This is a genomic window from Celeribacter sp., from assembly GCF_048270365.1.
In the GTDB taxonomy this organism is placed as follows: Bacteria; Pseudomonadota; Alphaproteobacteria; order Rhodobacterales; family Rhodobacteraceae; genus Celeribacter.
Map to the genome: position 1 here is coordinate 1 of NZ_JBLWTA010000020.1, position 20,359 is coordinate 20,359.

Consider the following 20,359-nt stretch of genomic DNA (forward strand, 5'->3'; position numbering starts at 1 on the left):
CCCGCACCCGACGATGTCGGAAATGATGCACGAATCCGTGCTGGCAGCTTACGGACGGGCGTTGCATATTTGAGGGGTATTCTTTTAGAAAGTAACCCCTTTGAAACATTGTTGTTTAATCGAGATTGGTCGCGCCTATGGTGCGGCTGATTTCGCGCTTCTCGAGGCGGCATTTGGCGCGACGGATATTCCGCTGTTCCTGCATGGGGCGCAGACCCACATGATCCGTTCAGAGATGGCGCTCGCTTTCGGTGGTATGCCGATCACTGTACCTGCCAGCCGGTGGAAAGAGGCCACGGCACTCTTGGCGGAGATCGCGCCGAAGCACGAATTTCGCCTCCGTTGGCCTCTGGCCGTTCCTCTTGTGGTGATCTCATTCCTGTTCGGCGTGGTGCCGGTGCATTTCAATGCGACCTTTCCACGGTTCCGTGTGGTCGATGAAAGCATGCCAATGGCGTGATATATCAATATCTGTGATGGGTGATATTATATGCGCCCCTCTTGTGCATAAATGTAGGTCATGTAATCTGACGCTTATGACTGATTGGGATTCTCTTCGTTACATTCTTGCCGTGGCGCGTGAGGGCGGGCTTTCGGGCGCGGCGCGTGTGCTTGGCGTGAACCATGCGACCGTGTCGCGGCAACTGGCCAAGGCCGAAGATGCCGCAGGGGTTCGTTTCTTCACCCGTCTGGCGTCCGGCCTTCAGCCGACCGAGGCCGGGCAGGTCGCCATTGCGCATGCCGAGGAAGTCGAGGCGCGGATGGTTGCGCTCGACATGGCCTTGGCCGCGCGAGACGAGACCGAAGAAGGCGAGTTGAAAGTGACCATTCCGCCTTTGATGGCGGAAGACAATTTTGCCGAAGATATCAAGGAATTCAAGGCGCTGCATCCGGGGATCGACGTGCATCTTCTGGGGGCGACCGAGGTGTTGAACCTGCACCGGCGCGAGGCGGATGTGGCCATTCGTGTCACTCAGGCGCCGGAAGAAAGCCTTTGGGGGCGGATGGTGACGCCGCAACGTGCGGGTTGGTTTGCCGCGCCCGCGTTTATCGAGCAGTACAAGGATGTGCTGGAGCGCCGTGATATGGAAACGGCGTTGCCCTATATCGGATTTTCTTCGTGGTTTGCCTCGACACCTGCCGGGTTGTTTACCGATCTGCCGCCGGTGCGGGTGGCGATCAAGACGGACGATATGGTCTCGGCCATGTCTCTGGCGCGACAGGGCATGGGGATGGTGCGGACCTCGCATCTTTTGGGGTCGAGCGATCCGAAGCTGGTGCGGGTGCCGGGCGTGCCGCTGTCCGATCATATCCCGATCTGGGTGCTGACCCATCCCGACCTGCGCCATGTGCCGCGGGTGACGGAATTCATGCGCTTTATCGCCAATCGAATCACGGCCCGCCGCGCGCTCTACATGGGGCCGGACGAAAGCTCCGCCAATGCGGCGACGCGGTCGGACGGGGCGAAACTCGAAGGCATCGCCAGCGAGATTGCGGAATAAGAAAGCGGCCTTTCAGGGCCGCTTTTTCTTATCCGTCACTTGATCGTTGTCTCAAACGTTGTGCAACGCGCCGCCACCCGAGACCCAATCGTGCAGCCCGCCAAGGTTTTGCACGTCTTCGTGGCCCAGAGAGTTCAATAGACGCACACCGCCCGACGACCGCGCACCCGAGGCGCAGTACAGCACCTTCGTCGTCTTGGTGTCTTTCATCTCCGGCAGGCAATTGGGCGAGGAGGGATCGCATTTCGCCTTAAGCTCTTGCAACGGAATATGCAGCGCGCCTTTCGCGGTGCCGGACATATGCAGCTCCATCCCGTCGCGCACGTCAACCAGCACCAAAGTGCCCTTTGCCATCCCGGTCTTGACGTCTTCGACGGAAATTTTCGAGCCGCCGCCAAACAATCCAAACATGTCAGTGTGCCTTTGCAGTCGTCGTTCTTGTTTGCCCATTTGTAACGCGGCAATGAGGGACGCGTCTGTGACCAAATCACCCAGATGGGGCAGGCGCGCTGTCCTATAAGTGAGATCGGTGAAAAAAGGGGCGATCTGCATGACAGTTCTTGTTATGTTCTCAATTTCCTGTTGGAACGGCGCAAGCTCTCCACTAGATATGAGGGCAGAAACCGAGTGGGGTGCCCGATGGCCGAGTTGAAATCGATCGAAGTGCGCGGTGCGCGCGAACACAATCTCAAAGGCGTGGATGTGGACATCCCGCGCGACGAGTTGGTGGTGATCACCGGGCTGTCCGGCTCGGGCAAATCCTCGCTGGCCTTTGATACGATTTATGCGGAGGGGCAGCGGCGCTATGTCGAAAGTCTCTCGGCCTATGCGCGGCAGTTTCTCGACATGATGGGCAAGCCGGATGTGGATCACATTTCCGGTCTCAGCCCGGCGATCTCCATCGAGCAAAAGACCACGTCGAAGAACCCGCGCTCGACCGTCGGCACGGTGACGGAGATTTACGACTACCTGCGTTTGCTGTTTGCCCGCGCGGGCACGCCCTATAGCCCCACGACCGGCGAGCCGATTGAAGCGCAGCAGGTGCAAGACATGGTGGACATCACCATGCGGATGGAAGAGGGCACGCGCGGATACCTCTTGGCGCCCATCGTACGTGACCGAAAAGGCGAATATCGCAAGGAATTTCTGGAGCTTAGAAAGCAGGGCTTTCAGCGCGTAAAGGTCGACGGGGAGTTCTATGACCTCGACGAGCCGCCCACGTTGGACAAGAAATTCCGCCACAATATCGACGTGGTGGTGGACCGGATCGTGGTGCGAGAGGGCTTGGAAACGCGACTGGCGGACTCTCTGAGGACCGCGCTGGATCTGGCCGACGGCATCGCCATTTTGGAAACCGCGCCGAAAGAGGGCGACCCAGAGCGTATCACGTTCTCCGAAAATTTCGCCTGTCCGGAGTCTGGGTTCACGATCCCTGAAATTGAACCGCGGCTGTTTTCCTTTAACGCGCCCTTCGGGGCCTGTCCGCATTGCGATGGGCTTGGCGTTGAGCTGTTCTTTGACGAGCGCCTCGTGGTGCCCGATGCGGCGTTGAAAGTGGCGGACGGGGCGATTGCACCCTGGCGCAAGGGCAAGACGCCCTATTTCCTGCAAACCATTGAAGCGCTTGCGAAACATTACGGGTTCAAACCCTCGACGCCGTGGAAAAACCTGCCCGCCAAGGTGCAGAACATGTTCCTCTATGGCTCCGGCGAGGAGGAGATCAAATTTCGCTATGACGACGGCGGGCGGGTCTATGAGATCGAGCGCAGCTTTGAGGGGGTGATCCCCAATATGGAGCGGCGCTATCGCGAAACCGATAGCAACTGGGTGCGCGAGGAATTCGAACGCTATCAAAACAACCGGCCTTGTGGCCATTGCGGCGGCTATCGCCTGCGCGAAGAGGCTCTGGCGGTCAAGATCGACCAGCATCACGTCGGGCAGGTGGTGGAGAAATCCATCAAGGAGGCCTTCCTCTGGATCGACGGCGTGATGGAAACGCTCAGCCCGCAGAAACAGGAAATCGCGCGGGCCATCGTCAAGGAAATCCGTGAGCGCTTGGGCTTTTTGAACAACGTCGGTCTCGAATACCTCACGATGAGCCGCAACGCCGGCACGCTGTCGGGCGGCGAGAGCCAGCGGATTCGTCTGGCGTCCCAAATCGGCTCCGGTCTTCAGGGCGTGCTTTACGTGCTGGACGAACCTTCCATCGGCCTGCACCAGCGCGACAACGATCGGTTGATCGGCACGCTCAAGAACCTGCGCGATCAGGGCAACACGGTGATCGTGGTCGAGCATGACGAGGACATGATCCGCGAGGCGGATTACGTCTTTGACATGGGGCCGGGGGCGGGGGTGCATGGCGGTCAGGTGGTCGCCAAAGGCACGCCGCAAGAGATCGAAGGGGACGCCGCCTCCCTCACAGGGCAATACCTTTCGGGCACGCGCGAGATCGCCGTGCCGACCGCGCGCCGTAAGGGCAATGGCAAGAAACTCACCGTCGTGAAAGCGACTGGCAACAACCTCAAAGAGGTCACTGCCGACTTCCCTCTGGGCAAATTCGTCTGTGTCTCCGGCGTGTCGGGCGGGGGCAAATCGACGCTCACCATTGAGACACTTTATAAGACCGCCGCGACCCGTCTGAACGGTGCGCGGGAGACGCCTGCGCCCTGCGAAACCATCAAAGGATTTGAGCATCTCGACAAGGTGATCGACATCGACCAACGCCCCATCGGCCGCACCCCGCGCTCGAACCCGGCGACCTATACGGGCGCCTTCACCCCGATCCGTGACTGGTTCGCCGGTCTGCCGGAATCGAAAGCGCGCGGGTACAAACCGGGCCGGTTTAGTTTCAACGTCAAAGGCGGGCGGTGCGAGGCCTGTCAGGGCGACGGTGTGATTAAGATCGAGATGCATTTCCTGCCTGATGTTTACGTGGAATGCGAGACCTGTAAGGGCAAGCGTTACAATCGCGAAACTCTGGAAATTCAGTTTAAAGGCAAAAGCATAGCCGACGTTCTTGATATGACGGTCGAAGATGCGCAGGAGTTCTTCAAGGCGGTGCCTTCGATCCGTGAAAAGATGGATGCGCTGATGCGCGTGGGGCTTGGCTACATCAAGGTCGGGCAACAGGCGACGACGCTTTCGGGCGGTGAGGCGCAGCGGGTGAAGCTGTCGAAAGAGCTGGCGAAACGCTCTACTGGGCGGACGCTTTATATCCTCGATGAGCCAACCACGGGGCTGCATTTCGAGGATGTGAAGAAGCTCTTGGAGGTGCTGCACGAGCTGGTCGATCAGGGCAATTCGATGATCGTGATCGAGCACAATCTCGATGTGATCAAAACCGCCGACCATATCATAGACATCGGCCCCGAGGGCGGGGACGGCGGCGGCCAGATCGTCGCCACCGGCACGCCCGAAAAGGTGGCCGAGGTCGCGGCGTCTCACACCGGGCGCTACCTCAAACCGATGCTGGAGAAAGCGGCCAGTCGGAAGGCGGCGGAATGACAGCCCCGACGATAGGAACGCCAAAGCTCGCGGTGCTTGCAGTCTGCGAACGCGATGGAAAATTCCTCATGGTCCAGCGCGGCAAAGCGCCTGCGCGCGGATCATGGGGCTTTCCCGGCGGACATGTGGAATTCGGCGAGATTTTGACCGAGGCGGCGGTGCGCGAGCTTCATGAGGAGACCGGCGTGGTGGCGACTGCGGGTGCGGTGATCGACCACGTCGAATTGATCGAGGCGGGGGCCTACCACTTTCTGCTCATGGCGGTGCGCTGCGACTACGTGTCTGGCGAACCCGTGGCCGCTGACGATGCGGCGGATGTGGATTGGATGAGCCTCGACGATCTTTTGACGACCACGCGGGAGCTGTCACAGGACGTGACACGTGTGGCGCGGAGGGCTTTGAACTCTCAGTTATGACCTTCGGTCATTTCGGGGAATATCTAGCCTCGGGTCTATAATCCATTGGCAGCCCGATGGGATATGCGCCGCGTTCGGCCTCAGCAGGGCTGCGAGTTTTTCGCGTGGTGTGTCGGAAAGAAGGCCGCTGTACAGAAAGTCACTATTTGCCGTACATGTGATGTTATTTGGCGCAAGAAATACAATCAGAGCGAGCGCGCGTGTAGAGAGCTGAGGCCTGATGTCATCACCATTTGTAAAATGGATGCGAGCGGATTGAATGCTTGATCGTGTGCCTCTTTGATACTCAAATGCTACCTCTGTTATGTTCGACATTTGGTATATGCTGCGCTGCCCGAATGCTCCGACATGTGTGATGCTTGTTATTGAAATGCGCGTTGCAGGGATAAGGCACCAGAGGGACAGCATGAGGAGAAACACGCCAAAGGATGCACTCGTGATCAGTCCTCGCCTGACCTCCGAGATTTTTGTTTTTACATATTTGGTACGTTTTTTTTTGAGAAGGGGGCCGAGGTCGCGCAGGAGCGAGACGAACCAGATGATAAAGATGGCCGCCAACAAAGTTAAGATCCAGGTCAGCGCAAAGAAATGGCCTGGCGTTGTGTAGCTGGTCGCCGTGTTAGGGTGCAAAAGTTTGAAAACGCCATATGCCAAAGAATGCATGGCGAAGAACAAGAGTAGAAGAACCGGTATGACGACCAACACGATCACAACCCCGGTGAGGCATGATTTTAATTTATTAAGAATTTCAGTGAGTGATTTGGGCATGTGGAATAAGATGACTTAAAGGAAATCGCTAAGATTTTATGCCGAAATCTTCAATTTTCAAAAGTCATTTTAAGCACATCGGTTGTTCGAGGCGTAAATTAAGTGAGGTGATGATTTCGTGTTAAGGTGTTGAAACTTAAACACAAAAGTAGGATTGCACCGAGCGCAGCCAGCCCCGCAACACCCCATTCCGAGCCCCAGTTTTTCACCACGATGGCGATCAAAGCCCAAGCCGTGCCCAGCGGGTAAAGCGGCGCGTCGGGGCGCAGGCGCGTGCCCGCATAGGCCACCGCAAGCGCGCCGATGAGGCAGATGTAGGCCCATCCGACCGCGCCGAAAACGATGCCATAGCCCGCGCCGACATAGCCCAAAGAGGCAAAGGACGCCGCCGTTAGCCAGCCCGCGAGAAGCGCATTGGGTGCGCGGGCGAGCCACGGGTCAAGCACAGGGGCGCGGCTCATGGCTTTGAGCGCAAAGGCCAGCATGGCAAAGATCATCACGGTGGCAAGGATTGGGCTGGCGACGGCGACGCTCAGCCACGGTGTGCCTATGAGGAGCGCGATGATCAAAGGTCCGCGCATCGGCGCCCAGTCGGGGGCGTCGTGGCGTTTGAGACCCACAGCGGCGGAGATGATGAGCCAAAGATAAATCACACCCCAGATCGAGAACGCATATCCCGCAGGTCCCACGGGCGCATCGCCTTGAGGGATCGGGAAATCGGCGGGGTCGTAGCCCCGGAAATCGGGCGCCAGAAGCGGTCCGGCAATGGCAAAGGCCAGAGCGGCTAAGAGGTGGATAAGGGCGATCATGCGTGTGTTGGTCATAGGGTTGATCTAGAACGAAAAACGGCGCCGTAAAGGGCGCCGTTTGTTTGAGTATTTGTCGCAGCAGAGGAGGTTCAGGCGAGTTGGCCTTCGGCCGTCAGTGTCAGCTTGCCGCGCAGGTAGGGCGACAGGGCCTCGGGCAGGGTGACGGAGCCGTCGGCGTTCTGGCCGTTTTCCAGCACGGCGATGAGTGTGCGGCCGACCGCGAGGCCCGAACCGTTCAGCGTGTGGAGGAATTCCGGTTTGCCGCCGTCTTTGGGTTTGAAACGCGCGTTCATGCGGCGCGCTTGGAAATCGCCACAGGTCGAGACCGAGGAGATCTCGCGGTACTTGTCCTGACCGGGCAGCCAGACCTCGATGTCATGGGTGCGCACGGCGCCAAAGCCGATGTCGCCGGAGCAGAGTTTTACGGTGCGGTAGGGCAGGCCGAGCGCCTCCAGGATGTTCTGCGCTTGCGTGGTCATGCGGATATGTTCCGCCTCAGACTCGTCGGGTCGGGTGATGGAGACCATCTCGACCTTTTCGAACTGGTGCTGACGCAGCATGCCGGAGGTGTCGCGGCCTGCGGATCCGGCCTCAGACCGGAAACACTGCGTGTCGGCAACATAGCGGCGCGGCAGGTAGTCCTCGTCCACCGTGACGTTGTTCACGATGTTGGTCAGCGTCACTTCGGCGGTCGGAATGAGCCACCAGCCGTCGGTGGTCTTATAGCTGTCCTCGCCGAATTTCGGCAATTGCCCTGTGCCGTAGAGCATCTCTTCGCGCACCAGCACCGGGGTCATGGTTTCGGTCAGTCCGTGGTTGTCGACATGGGTGTCGATCATGAACTGCGCCAGCGCGCGGTGGAGGCGGGCCACGGCGCCGGAGAGCAGGACAAAGCGCGCGCCGGAGAGTTTCGCCGCCGTCTCAAAGTCCATCCCGGCTTTGACGCCGTCGATTTCGTAATGCTCTTTCGGCGCGAAATCGAACGTTGCGGGCGTGCCCCAGCGGTGAATTTCGACGTTGTCGTCCTCGTCCGCGCCATCCGGCACGTCGGCGGCCATGATGTTGGGCAGGCCCATGAGGATGTCGCGCAGACGCTCGTCCTCGGCCTTGGCTTCGTCGTTCAAACGGGCAATTTCGGCCTTTTTCTCGGCCACAAGCGCGCGCAGGCGCTCGAACTCGGCCTCGTCACCTTTCGCCTTGGCGGCACCCACCTCTTTGGAGGCTTTGTTCTGTTCGGCCTTGGCCTCTTCGGCGGCGGCGATTTTGGCCCGGCGGTCGGCGTCGAGCGCGAGGACTTCGGAAGACACGCCAGACAACCCTCTGCGCGCCATGGCGGCGTCGAAAGCTTCGGGGTTTTCGCGAATGGCCTTGATGTCATGCATCGGTTGGGTCCTCGGGGGTTGGTTGGGTTTGGGCGAGGTTATGCAACAGGGGGCGAAAGGAGGGAAGGGGGATTAGTTTTTACTTTTCCATTGTTCCCACCGAGTCCGAAATCGTCTTTGGCGAGGTTGCCAATGTTCTGGATGTTTGAGGCCATTTGGGAGCTGGCAGGATTTAGTTCCGAATGTTTTTTCCAAATGCTCTTGAGTAATACCTGAGCTAACTAAGTCACACCTGTTGAACGCGCAGTGTCTACTCATATACGGGGTGGCATGGCTGAAGACTTCATTGCTAAATTGACAATTGTTGAAAAGGTTCTCTCCAAGAGATGCTGTGCTTGCAAAGTTTGGAAAGTGGCATCTATAGAATTCCGTTTTTTCCCAGCCCATTGAATCTTCATCGAATATATTTTCAGGAAGTGTGCATTGGTTGATTTCTGCCTCTGAAAGATCAATCGATGTTTCAGTGAGAGCAGATAGGTCCGAATTGTAAATTCGGGATCCTCGGAGTGACAAACCTCTCATCTTTACAGCATCTGGGAATATGACATTTGTGATGTCACATTCTTCAAACGAACAACCAGATAGATCGATATTAAATAGGGATAGATTTCCTAAGGTTCGATTGTTGAAAGTCGCTCTGACTAAAGAAGGAACGAAATTTTGCTCTGTTTCAATTTGTAGTTGCTGCGTTGTACGACGTTCGAAAATCTTAAGTGCCGTCTCAATGTCTTCTCTTAAAAAAGTTGTCGTTTCTTTGTCCCAATCGGTATGGATTGCTTCGCCTGAAACCGAATTGTTCCTGATGTAAGAGGCGATAACCTCCATGACTTGAACGTGATACCCTAAGTTTTCTCGAGCAATACGTTCAAGTGCCAGTAGCCCTAAGGAACGAACTTCAAGTGCTGGAGAAACCGTTTCGACTTGTTCTCCATTATCTCCTGTCTGCTTTAGTACCTTCTCTGCCCCAAGGTTTTCTGCAGCTTTGGTCAATACTTCTGCAATATAATTCTGCTCCGCCGTCTTTGTCTGCCGTTCCGTCGTCCAAACTCGAATAAGAGCCAGCGGTGTCCCAATAATCCCACCGAGCGCAGTGAGCAGGCCAACGAAGGACAAGACATACCAGCGTAGATTGTCTGCTTCTCCTTGCATCGTGTCGCCGGAAAGAATTTTCCAACCCACCTGAGCAAGCATGGCAAGGACGGATAAAAAGAGCAGCACGAGCACAGGGCTGAAAAACACAGTGAACCAGCCTAAGGCATTCAGCCAACCTGTTTTGGAAAAGCGCAACGGCTTGTGCCGTCCGGGCTCAATCTGGTTCATCACCCCTACGAAGAGCAAACACAGCCCGACGAACGCAGCGAAGCCGATGGTCAGTTGGTCAAAGAGGAAGTCATTCAATCGCGTCGCAAAGTCAGTCATCAAATCTCTCGGTCAAAGCCCTGTGAAAATCACTTCACGCTCCCTATATCCCCCACAACCCCGCGTTCCGCCAAGCCCAAACCACCAAGCCCAAAGGACCCACCATGCCCGCCAAAGCCATTCACTCCTGTATTCGCGTTCTCGATGAGGCGCGGTCTGTTGCGTTTTATGAGGCGGCGTTTGGGCTGACGATCGCGGAGAAACTCGACTTTCCGGACTTCGCGCTGATCTACATGTCGAACCCGCTTTCCGAGTTCGAGCTGGAGTTGACCGTCAACAAAGGCACCTCAGAGCCCTATGACCTCGGCAATGGCTACGGGCATTTCGCGGTGTCGGTCGAGGACTTGGAGGCCGAGCACGCGCGGATGGACAAGGCTGGTCTCAATCCCGGCAAGATCGTCGATTTCGCGCCGGCTGGCACTCGTGTGGCGAAGTTCTTTTTCATCACCGACCCGGACGGCTACAAGATCGAAGTGATTGAGCAGGGCGGGCGGTTTTTGTAATCCGCTAACAGGGTCGTGAAACCCTACGCCCCTTGCTGGACAAGGGGAAAGCCCCGCTATAGGGTGCGCGGCGACTTTCATGGGTGAAAAGCCCGCTCAGAGATACCTAGAGACAAAGGACCAACAGATGTTCGTGACCCCCGCTTATGCGCAGGCCGCAGGTGGCGCCGCCGCCAACCCGATCATGCAGTTCGCGCCGCTGATCCTGATCTTCGCGATCATGTATTTCCTCATGATCCGCCCGCAGCAAAAGAAGATGAAACAGCACAAAGCGATGATCGAAGCCGTGCGTCGCGGTGACGAGGTCGTGACCGCCGGTGGCATCATGGGCAAGGTCGTCAAAGTGCGCGAAGACGGTTTTGTCGAGGTCGAGATCGCCGACGGCGTCAAGGTCAAGGTCCAGAAGGCGACGCTCGCCAATGTGGTGTCGAAAACCGAACCTGCCGCTGGCGCCTAAGTCCCAGTTTTAAAACGCTTCCAAGGCCCGCGCATCAGCGGGCCTTTCCCATTCAAAGACGTCTCAGGACCTTCCCATGTTGCAAATGCCTCTCTGGAAACGGATCGTGATTTGGGGCCTCGTCGCCCTTGGCCTTCTGGCCGCGCTCCCCAACGCCTTCTACCCGCGGGTCGAAAGCCACAACGATGCGGTTGTCGCCATCGAGAGAGCGGGTGAGACGCCCGAGCGCGCCGCCGCGCGGGATGCCTGGCCGTCGGTTTTGCCGTCGAATTTGGTCAATCTGGGCCTCGATTTGCGCGGAGGCGCGCATCTTTTGGGCGAGGTCGCGGTGTCCGAGGTCTATGCCGCGCGCATGGATGCCTATTGGCCGGAGGTGCGTGACGCGCTGCGGGACGAACGCGACACGGTCGGCACGATCCGCCGTCTCGATGCCCCCGCTGGCCAGCTTCGCGTGCGGATTTCCGAATCCTCCGGTATGGAAACGGCGCTTGCGACCGTGCGCGCTCTGGGCACGCCGGTGGTCTCGCTGACCGCTGCGGGCGAACGCGACATCGCGGTTTCCGCCACGGGGGACATCATCACGGTGCAGCTCTCGGAGGCTGAAAAAGCCGCCACGGACGACCGCACCATGCAGCAATCTCTTGAGATCATTCGCCGCCGGGTCGACGAGGTCGGCACCCGCGAACCGACGATTCAGCGTCAGGGCGAGGACCGCATTCTCATTCAGGTGCCGGGCATTGGGTCCGCCGCTGAGTTGAAAGATCTGATCGGCACCACCGCAAAGCTGACCTTCAACCCGGTCGTGGGGCGTACCACGAACCCGGACGAAGCGCCGGGCGCACGCAATTTCCTCGCGCCCTCGATCAACGAACCGGGCATCTACTACATTTTGGAACAGGCCGCCGTGGTCTCGGGCGACGAGTTGACCGACAGCCAGCCGGCCTTTGACCAAAACGGGCGTCCTTCTGTGACTTTCCGATTCAACCCGACCGGCGCGCGCAAATTTGGCGATTACACCGCCGCCAATGTCGGGGCGCTGTTTGCCATTGTTCTCGACAATGAAGTGATCTCCGCGCCGCGCATCGAGGACCCGATCCGGGGCGGGTCCGGCCAGATCACCGGCTCGTTCACTGTTGAGGAATCGACCGAACTTTCGGTGCTTTTGCGCGCAGGGGCACTGCCCGCCAAGATCAACTTCCTCGAAGAGCGGACCATCGGGCCGGAGCTTGGCGCCGACAGCATCGAGGCCGGTCGTGTCGCCACCATGGTGGCCTTTGCCGCTGTGCTGATCTTTATGGGCGCGTGTTACGGGCTCTTCGGGATGTTTGCGAATATCGCGCTCATCATCAACGTCGGGCTGTTGTTCGGGCTGCTGTCCTCTATCGGGGCGACGCTGACCCTGCCGGGGATCGCCGGGATCGTGCTCACGGTCGGGATGGCGGTCGATGCCAACGTGCTGATTTTCGAGCGCATCCGCGAAGAGTTGAAGAACTCGAAATCGACGGGCCGCGCGATCGAGCTTGGCTATGAAAAGGCGCTGTCTGCCATCATCGACGCCAACATCACCACCTTCATCACCGCCGCGATCCTCTTTGTCATGGGGTCCGGCCCGGTCAAAGGCTTTGCCGTGACGCTGGCGCTGGGTCTGATCACCTCGGTCTTCACCGCGATCTACGTGACCCGCGCGATGGTCGTCGCTTGGTATGGCCGCAAGAACCGCAAGGGTTGGAAACTCTCCGGCGTCAGTCTGGTGCCTGCCGAGACCGCGATCAATTTCTTCAAACAGGCGAAGCTGACCTTTGGCTTCTCCGCCGTGATGGTCGCCGCTGCACTGGCCGCTTTCCTCGCCATCGGCCTCAATTTCGGCATCGACTTCAAAGGCGGCACGACCATTCGGACACAATCCGAATCCGCTGTTGATGTGGGGGATTACCGTGCGGCGATGACCGATCTGGGGCTTGGCGACATTTCGATCACCGAAGTCTTCGATCCGAATTTCGATGAAAACCAACACGTCGCCATGGTCCGCATTCAGGCTCAGGACGAGGTCGAAGCGATCACGCCGGAGACCATCCAACTGGTCGAAGACGCGCTCAAAACCGTCGATCCGTCGATCACCTTCCCCTCCGTCGAATCCGTCGGGCCGAAGGTCTCGGGCGAGCTGATCTGGACCGCGGTCGAGGCCGTGGCCGCCGCCATCGCCGCCGTGCTGTTCTACATCTGGCTGCGGTTCGAATGGCAATTCGCCGTGGGCGCCGTGGTGGCGCTGGTGCATGACGTGGCAATCACCATCGGCATCTTCGCGCTCTTTGGCATCCAGTTCGATCTCACGATCATTGCGGCTTTGTTGACCATCGTCGGTTATTCGCTCAACGACACTGTGGTCGTGTTCGACCGGGTGCGTGAGAACCTGCGCCGCTACAAAAAGATGGACCTCGCGGGCGTGTTGAACATGTCGATCAACGAGACCCTGTCGCGGACGGTGATGACCTCTGGCACCACTTTGATCGCCTTGATCGCATTGTTGGTGCTGGGCGGCGACGTGATCCGGGGCTTTGTCTTTGCGATGACCTTGGGCGTCGTGGTCGGCACCTGGTCGTCGGTCTTTGTCGCCTCCAACATCCTGTTGTGGCTGGGCGTCAAGCGGGATTGGGACAAGAAAGAACCGGCCAAAGGCATCCAAACCGACGGCAGCGCGGTTTGACGCGCGGGGTCGAGTATTTTAAGCACAAAGGAAAGGCTCGCGCGCGTCGCGGGCCTTTTTATCAAGGAGACAACCATGCAATTCAATGAAATGCCGTTCGAGGATGCTGTGCCGGTTGATGGCTATGGTCCGAACATGTTTCGCATCGACGGCAAGGTCTATCAGGGCGCGATGCTGGTCTGTGGCAACATGGTGGTGCCTTGGGGCGGCTATGCCGACACGGCCTCTCTCATTGAGCTGCGTGGGCGGATCGATTTCATCGTGGTGGGCACGGGGCCGGAGATGACCCATCTGCCGCAAAGTTTCCGCGAAGCACTGGACGCGGCAGAGATCGGTTTGGAGCCTATGGCGACGCCGACGGCGGCGCGCACCTATAATGTGCTGGCTTCAGAAGGGCGGCGGGTGGCCGTCGCATTGCTGCCTGTTTGATCCATGTTTTGTCTAGGGCTTGATACAAGTCAGATGAAAATTTTAGAATCGCTGTAAACAGGGCCGCATGAGTTTGATTTCCGTAAAAGATCTGACCGTCTCACGGGGCGGGATGCCGGTGCTGGAAGGCCTGAGCTTTGCCGTCTCCGCAGGCGAGGTGTTGGTGCTGCGTGGTCCGAATGGCTCTGGCAAGACCACGCTTTTGCGCACGCTCTCGGGGTTGCAGCCGCCCTATGCGGGTGAGGTGGCGGCCGAGCCCGAGAGCGTGGCCTATGCGGCCCATGCGGATGGGTTGAAAGCGACCTTGAGTGTGGCGGAGAACCTTGGCTTTTGGGCCGGGGTCTACGGCGGTCATGACATTGAGCCTGCGATCCTGCATTTCAATCTCGATGCTCTGCGCGACCGTCCGGCGGGCAATCTTTCTGCGGGGCAAAAGCGGCGGTTGGGGTTGGCGCGGCTGATGGTGACCGGGCGCCCGATCTGGGTGCTGGACGAGCCGACGGTGTCATTGGATGCGGCCTCCGTGGCGCTCTTTGCCTCTGCGGTCAAAGCCCATGTCGCGGCAGGCGGCGCGGCGGTGATCGCGACCCACATTGATCTCGGTTTCGAGGAAACCGTTTTTGATGTGACGCCCTTCAAGGCCCGCATGGATGTGGTCCGCGACGATTTCGATGAGGCCTTCCTATGATACGGCTGTTGTGGCGCGACATCACTCTGGCGTTCCGGTCTGGCGGCGGTTTCGGGCTGGGCCTTGGTTTTTTCCTAATCCTTGTGACGCTGGTGCCCTTTGGCGTGGGCCCCGATGGCGAGATGCTGAGCGCGATTGCGTCGGGCATCCTCTGGGTCGGCGCTTTGCTGGCCTGCCTTTTGTCTCTGGACCGGATTTTTGCGCTGGATTTCGAGGATGGCTCGCTCGATCTTTTGGCCACCGCGCCGATCCCATTGGAGGGCGTGGTCGCGATGAAGGCTCTGGCGCATTGGATCACCACCGGCCTGCCTCTGGTGATCGCGGCGCCTGCGCTTGGGTTCCTTTTGCATCTCGACAGCGCGGCCTATCGCTGGCTGATCGTGACGCTGCTCATTGGCACGCCTGCGCTGTCCTTCATCGGCTCTTTCGGGGCGGCGCTGACCGTGGGGCTGAAACGCGGCGGGCTGTTGATGAGCCTTCTGGTCCTGCCGCTTTACATTCCGACGCTGATTTTCGGCGCCGAAGTCGTGCGGCGTGGGGCAGGCGGCTTTTTGGTCGCCACGCCTTTGGCGATGCAGGCGGGGATCACATTGGGGGCCATCGCCTTGCTGCCCTTTGCCGCAGCGGCAGCCATTCGGGTCGCTTTAAGGTGAGTTGAGATCATCCGTGCGAGCGCATAGTCTGGTGCGGACCATTGGGGAGAGAGCGAGAATGGCCATCAATTGGAATGCCTTTTGGGAATGGGCAAACCCGCGCAAATTCATGCGCTGGACCGACCGGGCCTTACCCGTGATTTCGGTGCTGGCCGCCGTGATTTTCGTAAGTGGCCTCGTTTGGGGCTTTTTCTTCACGCCCGATGACTATCGCCAAGGCGCAACCGTCAAGATTTTCTACATCCACGTGCCAAGTGCGATGATGGCGATCAACATCTGGGCGATGATGTTGGTGGCCTCTCTCATCTGGATCGTGCGGCGGCACCATGTCTCGGCTTTGGCGGCGAAATCCGCCGCCGCGATTGGCATGACGATGACGCTGATTGCGCTGATCACCGGCGCGGTCTGGGGCAAACCGATGTGGGGGACCTATTGGGAATGGGACCCGCGGCTGACCTCGTTTCTGATCCTTTTGCTGTTCTACATCGGCTATATGGCGCTTTGGGAGGCGATCGATAACCCGGACACCGCGGCAGATCTGACCTCTGTGCTCTGCCTTGTCGGCTCCGTCTTCGCACTGCTTTCGCGTTATGCGGTTCTCTTTTGGAATCAAGGGCTTCACCAAGGTGCCTCCCTGTCGCTCGACGCCGAGGAAAACGTCGCCGACGTCTATTGGTATCCTGCGCTCGTGGCGATTGCGGGGTTCATTTTGCTGTTTGTCTCGCTGGTGCTCCTGCGCACCCGGACGGAAATCCGCGCGCGCCGGTTGCACGCGCTTGAGATGCGCGAAAGGGTGAAAGATGCCTGATCTCGGGAAATACGCGGGCGACGTTTTGTTGGCCTATGGGGCGACATTTTTGCTTTTGGCCGGGCTGATTGCGGGATCTCTGATCCGGTCGGCCAAGGTGAAACGGCTTTTGAAAGCGGCTGAGGAGCGCAAACATCATGGCTAAATTCAATCCGATGATTGCTCTGCCGCCTCTTGTGTTTGCGGGTCTTGCCGGGCTTTTCATGTTCGGCATGGGGCGCGAGGATGCGCAGCAATTGCCCAGCTCTCAGATCGGGCGCGCGGCGCCGTCGATTGAGGCCGTCACGCCCTTGGGGGAATTGGCGCCGCTTTCGGATGAGATGTTGCGCACGGGCGGCGTCAAATTGGTGAACTACTGGGCGTCCTGGTGTGCGCCCTGTCGCGCCGAGCATCCGCAACTCGAAACCTTAGCCGAGGAGGGCGTCACGATCTATGGCGTCAACTATAAGGATGAGGCGGGGAATGCTTTGAAATTCCTGGATGAACTTGGAGATCCTTTCACCGCAGTCGCTCAGGATGAACCCGGACGCACAGCACTTGAATGGGGCCTTTACGGTGTGCCTGAGACCTATGTTCTCGATGCCGAAGGTCATATCGCCTATCGGTTTGCTGGCCCCATCACGGTTGAAATCATGGAAAAATACATCAAACCCGAGATTGAGAAAGCGGCGCAATGAGGCGGGGCCTTGGTCGTGTCCTAATGGTGTTTGGCGTGATGCTGATCCCGCTTGGCAGCTATGCCAATTTCTGGCTCATCTCCATGGGATGCGCCATGAACACGACGGGTTGTTCGCATAGCTCTGCGGAGTTGTTCAGGACGATGATCTTTGGCTTTTGGCCGTTTTGGATCACCTTGCTCATCGCTTTTGGCCTTATCTGGCTGGGATGGCGGCTGTCGCGCCGATAATTTTATACGCGTCACATAGGGACGCATTATCGTTTGAGTAATTTATGAACAAACAAAAGATTTTTATCTATGGTGGCGTTCTCTCTTTTCTGTTGGCTGCCTGTGTGTTGTTTATCCCTACGCCACTCGCGCCTCCGGGCATGTTCTTGCAGAAACCGATTGCTATGTTGTGCGCTATTCCGACAGCGTTCGGCACCGTGTTATTCGCGGCCTATGCGAAGCGTGCTTATGCGCTCCACGAAAAAAATCTTTTCGTTTTCACCAAACCAATCCTACTCATGACCTTACTTTTGTGGATGTTCACCCCGGTCGTCTCTCTGTTTGGCTTACCGGTAACCTGTGGAATTGCGACAGTTTTCCTACTTCTCTCCGGTGTAACAGGATATTTTCTTCTAGGGCTTGCGACGCTGCCGGTGTTTTATTTCGGCGCGGCCGTCATTATTGGCGCTTTATCTGATTGGGATCAGCGCTTAGGAAGCGCATTATTTTTTTGCTTCTCCAGCTATTGCGGCTCCCTATACCTGTTCGGAAATGCCTATGTGACGGTCTGAAATTCAAAAAGAAAACCCGCCGAACACGGCGGGTTTTGCGTTTTTGTCGTTGCGAAGGATCAGCTCAGCGCCTGATCCAGATCGCCGATCAGGTCGTTGGCATCTTCGATCCCGATGGACAAGCGCAGGATGTTCGGGCCAGCGCCCGCCTTGACCTGTTCTTCCGGCGTCAACTGACTATGGGTCGTGGAGGCCGGGTGGATGACCAGCGAGCGGGTATCGCCAAGGTTCGCCACATGCGAGAACAGCTTGAGCTTGGCAACGGTGTCGACACAGGCGTCATAGCCGCCTTTGAGCGCCACGGTGAAGAGCGCACCGGCGCCGCGCGGGCAGATGCGGGTCATGCGATCATAGTAGCTCGACGAGGGCAGGCCGCTGTAGGTCACGGCCTCGATCCGATCATCGCCTTCGAGCCAATTCGCGATCTCGCGGGCGTTCTGAACATGTTTCTGCATCCGCAGCGACAGGGTTTCGATCCCCATCAAGGTGTAATGCGCCGCCTGCGGGTTCAGCGTCATGCCGAGATCACGCAGCCCCACGGCGATGCCGTGGAAGGTAAAGGCGAGCGGGCCGAAAGTTTCATGGAAATCAAGGCCATGATAGGCGGGTTCGGGTTCGGAGAGCGACGGGAATTTGCCGGAGGCGGACCAATCGAAGGTGCCGCTGTCAACGATGCAGCCGCCGGTCACGGTGCCATTGCCGGTCAGATATTTCGTCGTGGAATGCACCACCAGAGTGGCGCCATGGTTGATCGGGTTACACAGGTAAGGCGTCGCCGAGGTGTTGTCGACGATCAGCGGAATGCCCGCCTTGTTGGCGATCTCGCCCAACGCGTCGAGGTCCATGATCGCGCCCGTCGGGTTGGCGAGGCTTTCGCAGAAAATCGCTTGGGTGTTCTCGTCGATCGCGGCACGGACGGCGTCGAAATCGTCGAAATCCACGAATTTTGCGGACCATCCAAAGCGTTTGAAGGTCTGGGTGAATTGAGTCAGCGTGCCGCCATACAGGCGGGTCGAGGCGACAATGTTCTTGCCCGGCGCCATGAGCGGGAAAAGCGCCATGATTTGGGCCGCGTGACCAGAGGAGCAGCACACGGCACCAGCCCCACCTTCGAGGGCGGCCATGCGATTTTGCAAAGCGGCCACGGTCGGGTTCGTCAGACGCGAATAGATGTAGCCGACCTCTTCGAGGCCGAACAGCCGCGCGGCGTGGGCCGCGTCTTTGAAGACATAGGCCGTGGTCTGGTAAATCGGCACCTGACGCGCGCCGGTCGCCGGGTCCGGTTCTGTGCCCGCATGCACCTGGATCGTGTCAAAGCCTTGTTTTTTATCGGACATTTTGTCCTCCCTAATCGCAAAATCCCTGCGACATTACGCTCGGGGGGATGTCCTTTCAACAGGGAGTCTGTGCAACAAGATCATGAGCGCGATTCAACGGCTCTACCTGTCCGCAAAGTCGCCGCAATTTTGCGATCACCCGGCAAGGATCATAAGCGCGAAAAAGGGCAGAAGAAGCATCAGCTCCGTCAGGGGGAGCGGGCTTTGCGGCAACGGGATGTGGGACATGATCTGTTTCATGCTTCTAGGGATAAAGGGCAATAGTTAACCAAAACTCACCTTGAGCAACGTGAGAGGGAAATAATATGTTTCCCCTTTGTTCTCGTTGTCTGTGCGTCGCCCAAGGCGCAGGTTAGGCGCAACGAAGAGGTGCCTGAGATGACAACGATTTACCACAATCCCCGCTGTTCCAAATCGCGCGAGACGCTAAAGCTGATCGAGGCGGAAGGCATCACGCCCGAGGTCGTGCTTTATCTCGAAACGCCAGTGTCGCGCGAGAAACTGGCGGAGTTCGTGACGCGTTCCGGCCTGCCTGCGAGCGCGTTTCTGCGGGCAAAAGAAGATGAGGCCAAGGCGCTTGGCGTGACGGCAAACTCCGAGCCGGAGGCCATTCTGGATGCCATCGCGGTGCATCCGCGTTTGATGGAACGGCCGGTTGTGGAGAGCGACAAGGGCGTCGCTTTGGGCCGGCCGCCCGAAGCGGTCAGGTCTGTGTTGTAAGACCTTCTTCTGCCATGATCCGACGCCCGTCGTCGCAGGCGGGGGAGATCTGGTAGCGTGTGCGCAGCTCAGACATATAGTCGCGCAGCATCGGCACACGGCGCGGGCGGAAGGATTCGTCGCCCAAGGTGAGCGACTGGATCGATCCCACGAGAAACTGCCGAAAAGCGCCGCGCAAACGACAATGGGCGAGCAGCATCAGCTCCTGATCGAGATAGACAATAGCCAGTGGCCAGATCGTGCGGGTGCTCTCTCGGCCCTTCCGATCACAATATTCGAGGCGCAGCGCGCGTTCGTCCCAACAGGCCTGGCGAATGAGGGAAAGGTCGGCTTCGTACTGTTTTTGTGGCTGATACCGATGCACCAACCCCACGGAATGTTCGATATGTGCGCGTTTCGTCTCAGGTAGACTGGCGGTGATCTTACTCAGCGCATCGCTTGCGGCCTGTGACAGCGCCGGATCGCCGCGCAGGCGCACCTCGGAGAGGCCCAAGACCAGAGCCTCGATTTCCAACTGTGACAGGCTTTGCGGCGGCAGGGCGTAATCCTCGGTCAAGGTGTAGCCAAATCCCGCCTCTCCCTCGATCCGCGCACCGGCACAGCGCAGCGCCTCGATGTCGCGATAGAGCGTGCGTTGTGACACGCCCAGCTCCTTTGCCAAGAGCGTCGCCGTCACCGGCGGGCGCAGGCTGCGCATGAGATGCATGAGGCGAAACAGGCGATCCGACTTGGCCATGAGGCCTCCTTTTTGATCCGAATATGACAAAGCCCTACTGACGGTTTCTGACAGCAGGAGCCTGCC

At 58.4% G+C, this 20,359-nt stretch carries 23 protein-coding genes; 15 read left to right on the forward strand and 8 right to left on the reverse strand.

Features of this window, described 5'->3' with window-relative positions; translation table 11 throughout:
* The first annotated feature begins 100 nt into the window (after positions 1-100).
* Both ACN0X0_RS18840 and ACN0X0_RS18845 read left to right on the forward strand, forming a co-directional pair.
* Entirely contained in the window at positions 101-460 is a 360-nt protein-coding gene (locus ACN0X0_RS18840) for a hypothetical protein (RefSeq protein WP_226550357.1), read from the forward strand.
* Positions 461-536: 76 nt separating this feature from the next.
* On the forward strand, positions 537-1,502 hold the full coding sequence (locus ACN0X0_RS18845; protein WP_417264246.1) for a LysR family transcriptional regulator: 966 nt from the start codon (positions 537-539) through the stop codon (positions 1,500-1,502).
* 51 nt (positions 1,503-1,553) lie between these two features.
* Here ACN0X0_RS18845 and ACN0X0_RS18850 read toward each other — a convergent pair whose 3' ends face one another.
* On the reverse strand, positions 1,554-1,913 hold the full coding sequence (locus tag ACN0X0_RS18850) for a rhodanese-like domain-containing protein (protein WP_417280436.1): 360 nt from the start codon (positions 1,911-1,913) through the stop codon (positions 1,554-1,556).
* Positions 1,914-2,141: 228 nt separating this feature from the next.
* On the opposite strand from ACN0X0_RS18850, the gene uvrA reads away from it, so the two are divergent.
* Positions 2,142-5,006, forward strand: a complete 2,865-nt coding sequence (uvrA, locus tag ACN0X0_RS18855; RefSeq protein ID WP_417280437.1) for an excinuclease ABC subunit UvrA — start codon at positions 2,142-2,144, stop codon at positions 5,004-5,006.
* Positions 5,003-5,422 (forward strand): NUDIX hydrolase, encoded by a 420-nt coding sequence (locus ACN0X0_RS18860; RefSeq protein WP_417280438.1) that lies wholly within the window; start codon positions 5,003-5,005, stop codon positions 5,420-5,422. The genes uvrA and ACN0X0_RS18860 overlap by 4 nt, the downstream gene beginning before the upstream one ends.
* Here the strand turns inward: ACN0X0_RS18860 and ACN0X0_RS18865 are convergent.
* The 4 genes from ACN0X0_RS18865 to ACN0X0_RS18880 form a co-directional block, all read right to left on the reverse strand.
* Positions 5,417-6,190 carry a hypothetical protein gene (locus tag ACN0X0_RS18865; protein WP_417280439.1) on the reverse strand — a complete coding sequence of 258 codons (774 nt, stop codon included), beginning with the start codon at positions 6,188-6,190 and terminating at the stop codon, positions 5,417-5,419. The genes ACN0X0_RS18860 and ACN0X0_RS18865 overlap by 6 nt on opposite strands.
* A 98-nt stretch (positions 6,191-6,288) precedes the next feature.
* The gene (locus tag ACN0X0_RS18870; RefSeq protein WP_417280440.1) at positions 6,289-7,014 is read right to left on the reverse strand and encodes a hypothetical protein; all 726 of its coding nucleotides are present in this window, start codon (positions 7,012-7,014) and stop codon (positions 6,289-6,291) included.
* A 74-nt stretch (positions 7,015-7,088) separates the two neighbouring features.
* Positions 7,089-8,381 carry a serine--tRNA ligase gene (gene serS, locus ACN0X0_RS18875; RefSeq protein WP_417280441.1) on the reverse strand — a complete coding sequence of 431 codons (1,293 nt, stop codon included), beginning with the start codon at positions 8,379-8,381 and terminating at the stop codon, positions 7,089-7,091.
* A gap of 72 nt (positions 8,382-8,453) precedes the next feature.
* Positions 8,454-9,800: a pentapeptide repeat-containing protein gene (locus ACN0X0_RS18880; RefSeq protein WP_417280442.1), complete on the reverse strand. Its 1,347-nt coding sequence runs from the start codon at positions 9,798-9,800 to the stop codon at positions 8,454-8,456.
* Positions 9,801-9,904: 104 nt separating this feature from the next.
* Between ACN0X0_RS18880 and ACN0X0_RS18885 the strand changes: the two genes are divergently transcribed.
* The 9 genes from ACN0X0_RS18885 (at position 9,905) to ACN0X0_RS18925 (ending at position 16,719) form a co-directional block, all read left to right on the forward strand.
* Complete coding sequence (locus ACN0X0_RS18885) at positions 9,905-10,303, forward strand: VOC family protein (RefSeq protein WP_417280443.1); 399 nt, start codon at positions 9,905-9,907, stop codon at positions 10,301-10,303.
* A 127-nt stretch (positions 10,304-10,430) separates the two neighbouring features.
* Positions 10,431-10,760, forward strand: coding sequence for a preprotein translocase subunit YajC (gene yajC, locus ACN0X0_RS18890; RefSeq protein ID WP_167600797.1), 330 nt, complete (start codon positions 10,431-10,433; stop codon positions 10,758-10,760).
* A gap of 76 nt (positions 10,761-10,836) precedes the next feature.
* The gene (gene secD / locus ACN0X0_RS18895; RefSeq protein ID WP_417280444.1) at positions 10,837-13,464 is read left to right on the forward strand and encodes a protein translocase subunit SecD; all 2,628 of its coding nucleotides are present in this window, start codon (positions 10,837-10,839) and stop codon (positions 13,462-13,464) included.
* A 75-nt stretch (positions 13,465-13,539) separates the two neighbouring features.
* Entirely contained in the window at positions 13,540-13,893 is a 354-nt protein-coding gene (locus ACN0X0_RS18900; protein ID WP_417280445.1) for an Mth938-like domain-containing protein, read from the forward strand.
* Positions 13,894-13,960: 67 nt separating this feature from the next.
* On the forward strand, positions 13,961-14,581 hold the full coding sequence (ccmA, locus tag ACN0X0_RS18905; RefSeq protein WP_417280446.1) for a heme ABC exporter ATP-binding protein CcmA: 621 nt from the start codon (positions 13,961-13,963) through the stop codon (positions 14,579-14,581).
* Positions 14,578-15,234, forward strand: a complete 657-nt coding sequence (ccmB, locus tag ACN0X0_RS18910) for a heme exporter protein CcmB (protein WP_417280447.1) — start codon at positions 14,578-14,580, stop codon at positions 15,232-15,234. The genes ccmA and ccmB overlap by 4 nt, the downstream gene beginning before the upstream one ends.
* 58 nt (positions 15,235-15,292) lie before the next feature.
* Positions 15,293-16,042 (forward strand): heme ABC transporter permease, encoded by a 750-nt coding sequence (locus ACN0X0_RS18915; RefSeq protein WP_417280448.1) that lies wholly within the window; start codon positions 15,293-15,295, stop codon positions 16,040-16,042.
* Complete coding sequence (ccmD, locus tag ACN0X0_RS18920; protein ID WP_417280449.1) at positions 16,035-16,187, forward strand: heme exporter protein CcmD; 153 nt, start codon at positions 16,035-16,037, stop codon at positions 16,185-16,187. Before ACN0X0_RS18915 ends, ccmD begins: the two co-directional genes overlap by 8 nt.
* Positions 16,180-16,719 (forward strand): DsbE family thiol:disulfide interchange protein, encoded by a 540-nt coding sequence (locus tag ACN0X0_RS18925; protein WP_417280450.1) that lies wholly within the window; start codon positions 16,180-16,182, stop codon positions 16,717-16,719. The genes ccmD and ACN0X0_RS18925 overlap by 8 nt, the downstream gene beginning before the upstream one ends.
* A gap of 58 nt (positions 16,720-16,777) precedes the next feature.
* On the opposite strand, the gene ACN0X0_RS18930 is transcribed toward ACN0X0_RS18925, so the two are convergent.
* Positions 16,778-16,903: a hypothetical protein gene (locus ACN0X0_RS18930; RefSeq protein WP_417264261.1), complete on the reverse strand. Its 126-nt coding sequence runs from the start codon at positions 16,901-16,903 to the stop codon at positions 16,778-16,780.
* Positions 16,904-16,993: 90 nt separating this feature from the next.
* Here ACN0X0_RS18930 and ACN0X0_RS18935 point away from each other — a divergent pair, with 90 nt between their 5' ends.
* On the forward strand, positions 16,994-17,500 hold the full coding sequence (locus ACN0X0_RS18935; RefSeq protein WP_417280451.1) for a hypothetical protein: 507 nt from the start codon (positions 16,994-16,996) through the stop codon (positions 17,498-17,500).
* A gap of 59 nt (positions 17,501-17,559) precedes the next feature.
* Here the strand turns inward: ACN0X0_RS18935 and ACN0X0_RS18940 are convergent, their stop codons facing one another.
* Positions 17,560-18,837, reverse strand: a complete 1,278-nt coding sequence (locus ACN0X0_RS18940; RefSeq protein WP_417280452.1) for an O-acetylhomoserine aminocarboxypropyltransferase/cysteine synthase family protein — start codon at positions 18,835-18,837, stop codon at positions 17,560-17,562.
* Positions 18,838-19,215: 378 nt separating this feature from the next.
* On the opposite strand from ACN0X0_RS18940, the gene arsC reads away from it, so the two are divergent.
* Positions 19,216-19,557, forward strand: coding sequence for an arsenate reductase (glutaredoxin) (gene arsC, locus ACN0X0_RS18945; protein ID WP_417280453.1), 342 nt, complete (start codon positions 19,216-19,218; stop codon positions 19,555-19,557).
* Here arsC and ACN0X0_RS18950 read toward each other — a convergent pair.
* Positions 19,541-20,293, reverse strand: a complete 753-nt coding sequence (locus ACN0X0_RS18950; RefSeq protein ID WP_417280454.1) for a helix-turn-helix transcriptional regulator — start codon at positions 20,291-20,293, stop codon at positions 19,541-19,543. The two genes, arsC and ACN0X0_RS18950, sit on opposite strands and share 17 nt — an antisense overlap.
* Positions 20,294-20,359: the final 66 nt, after the last annotated feature.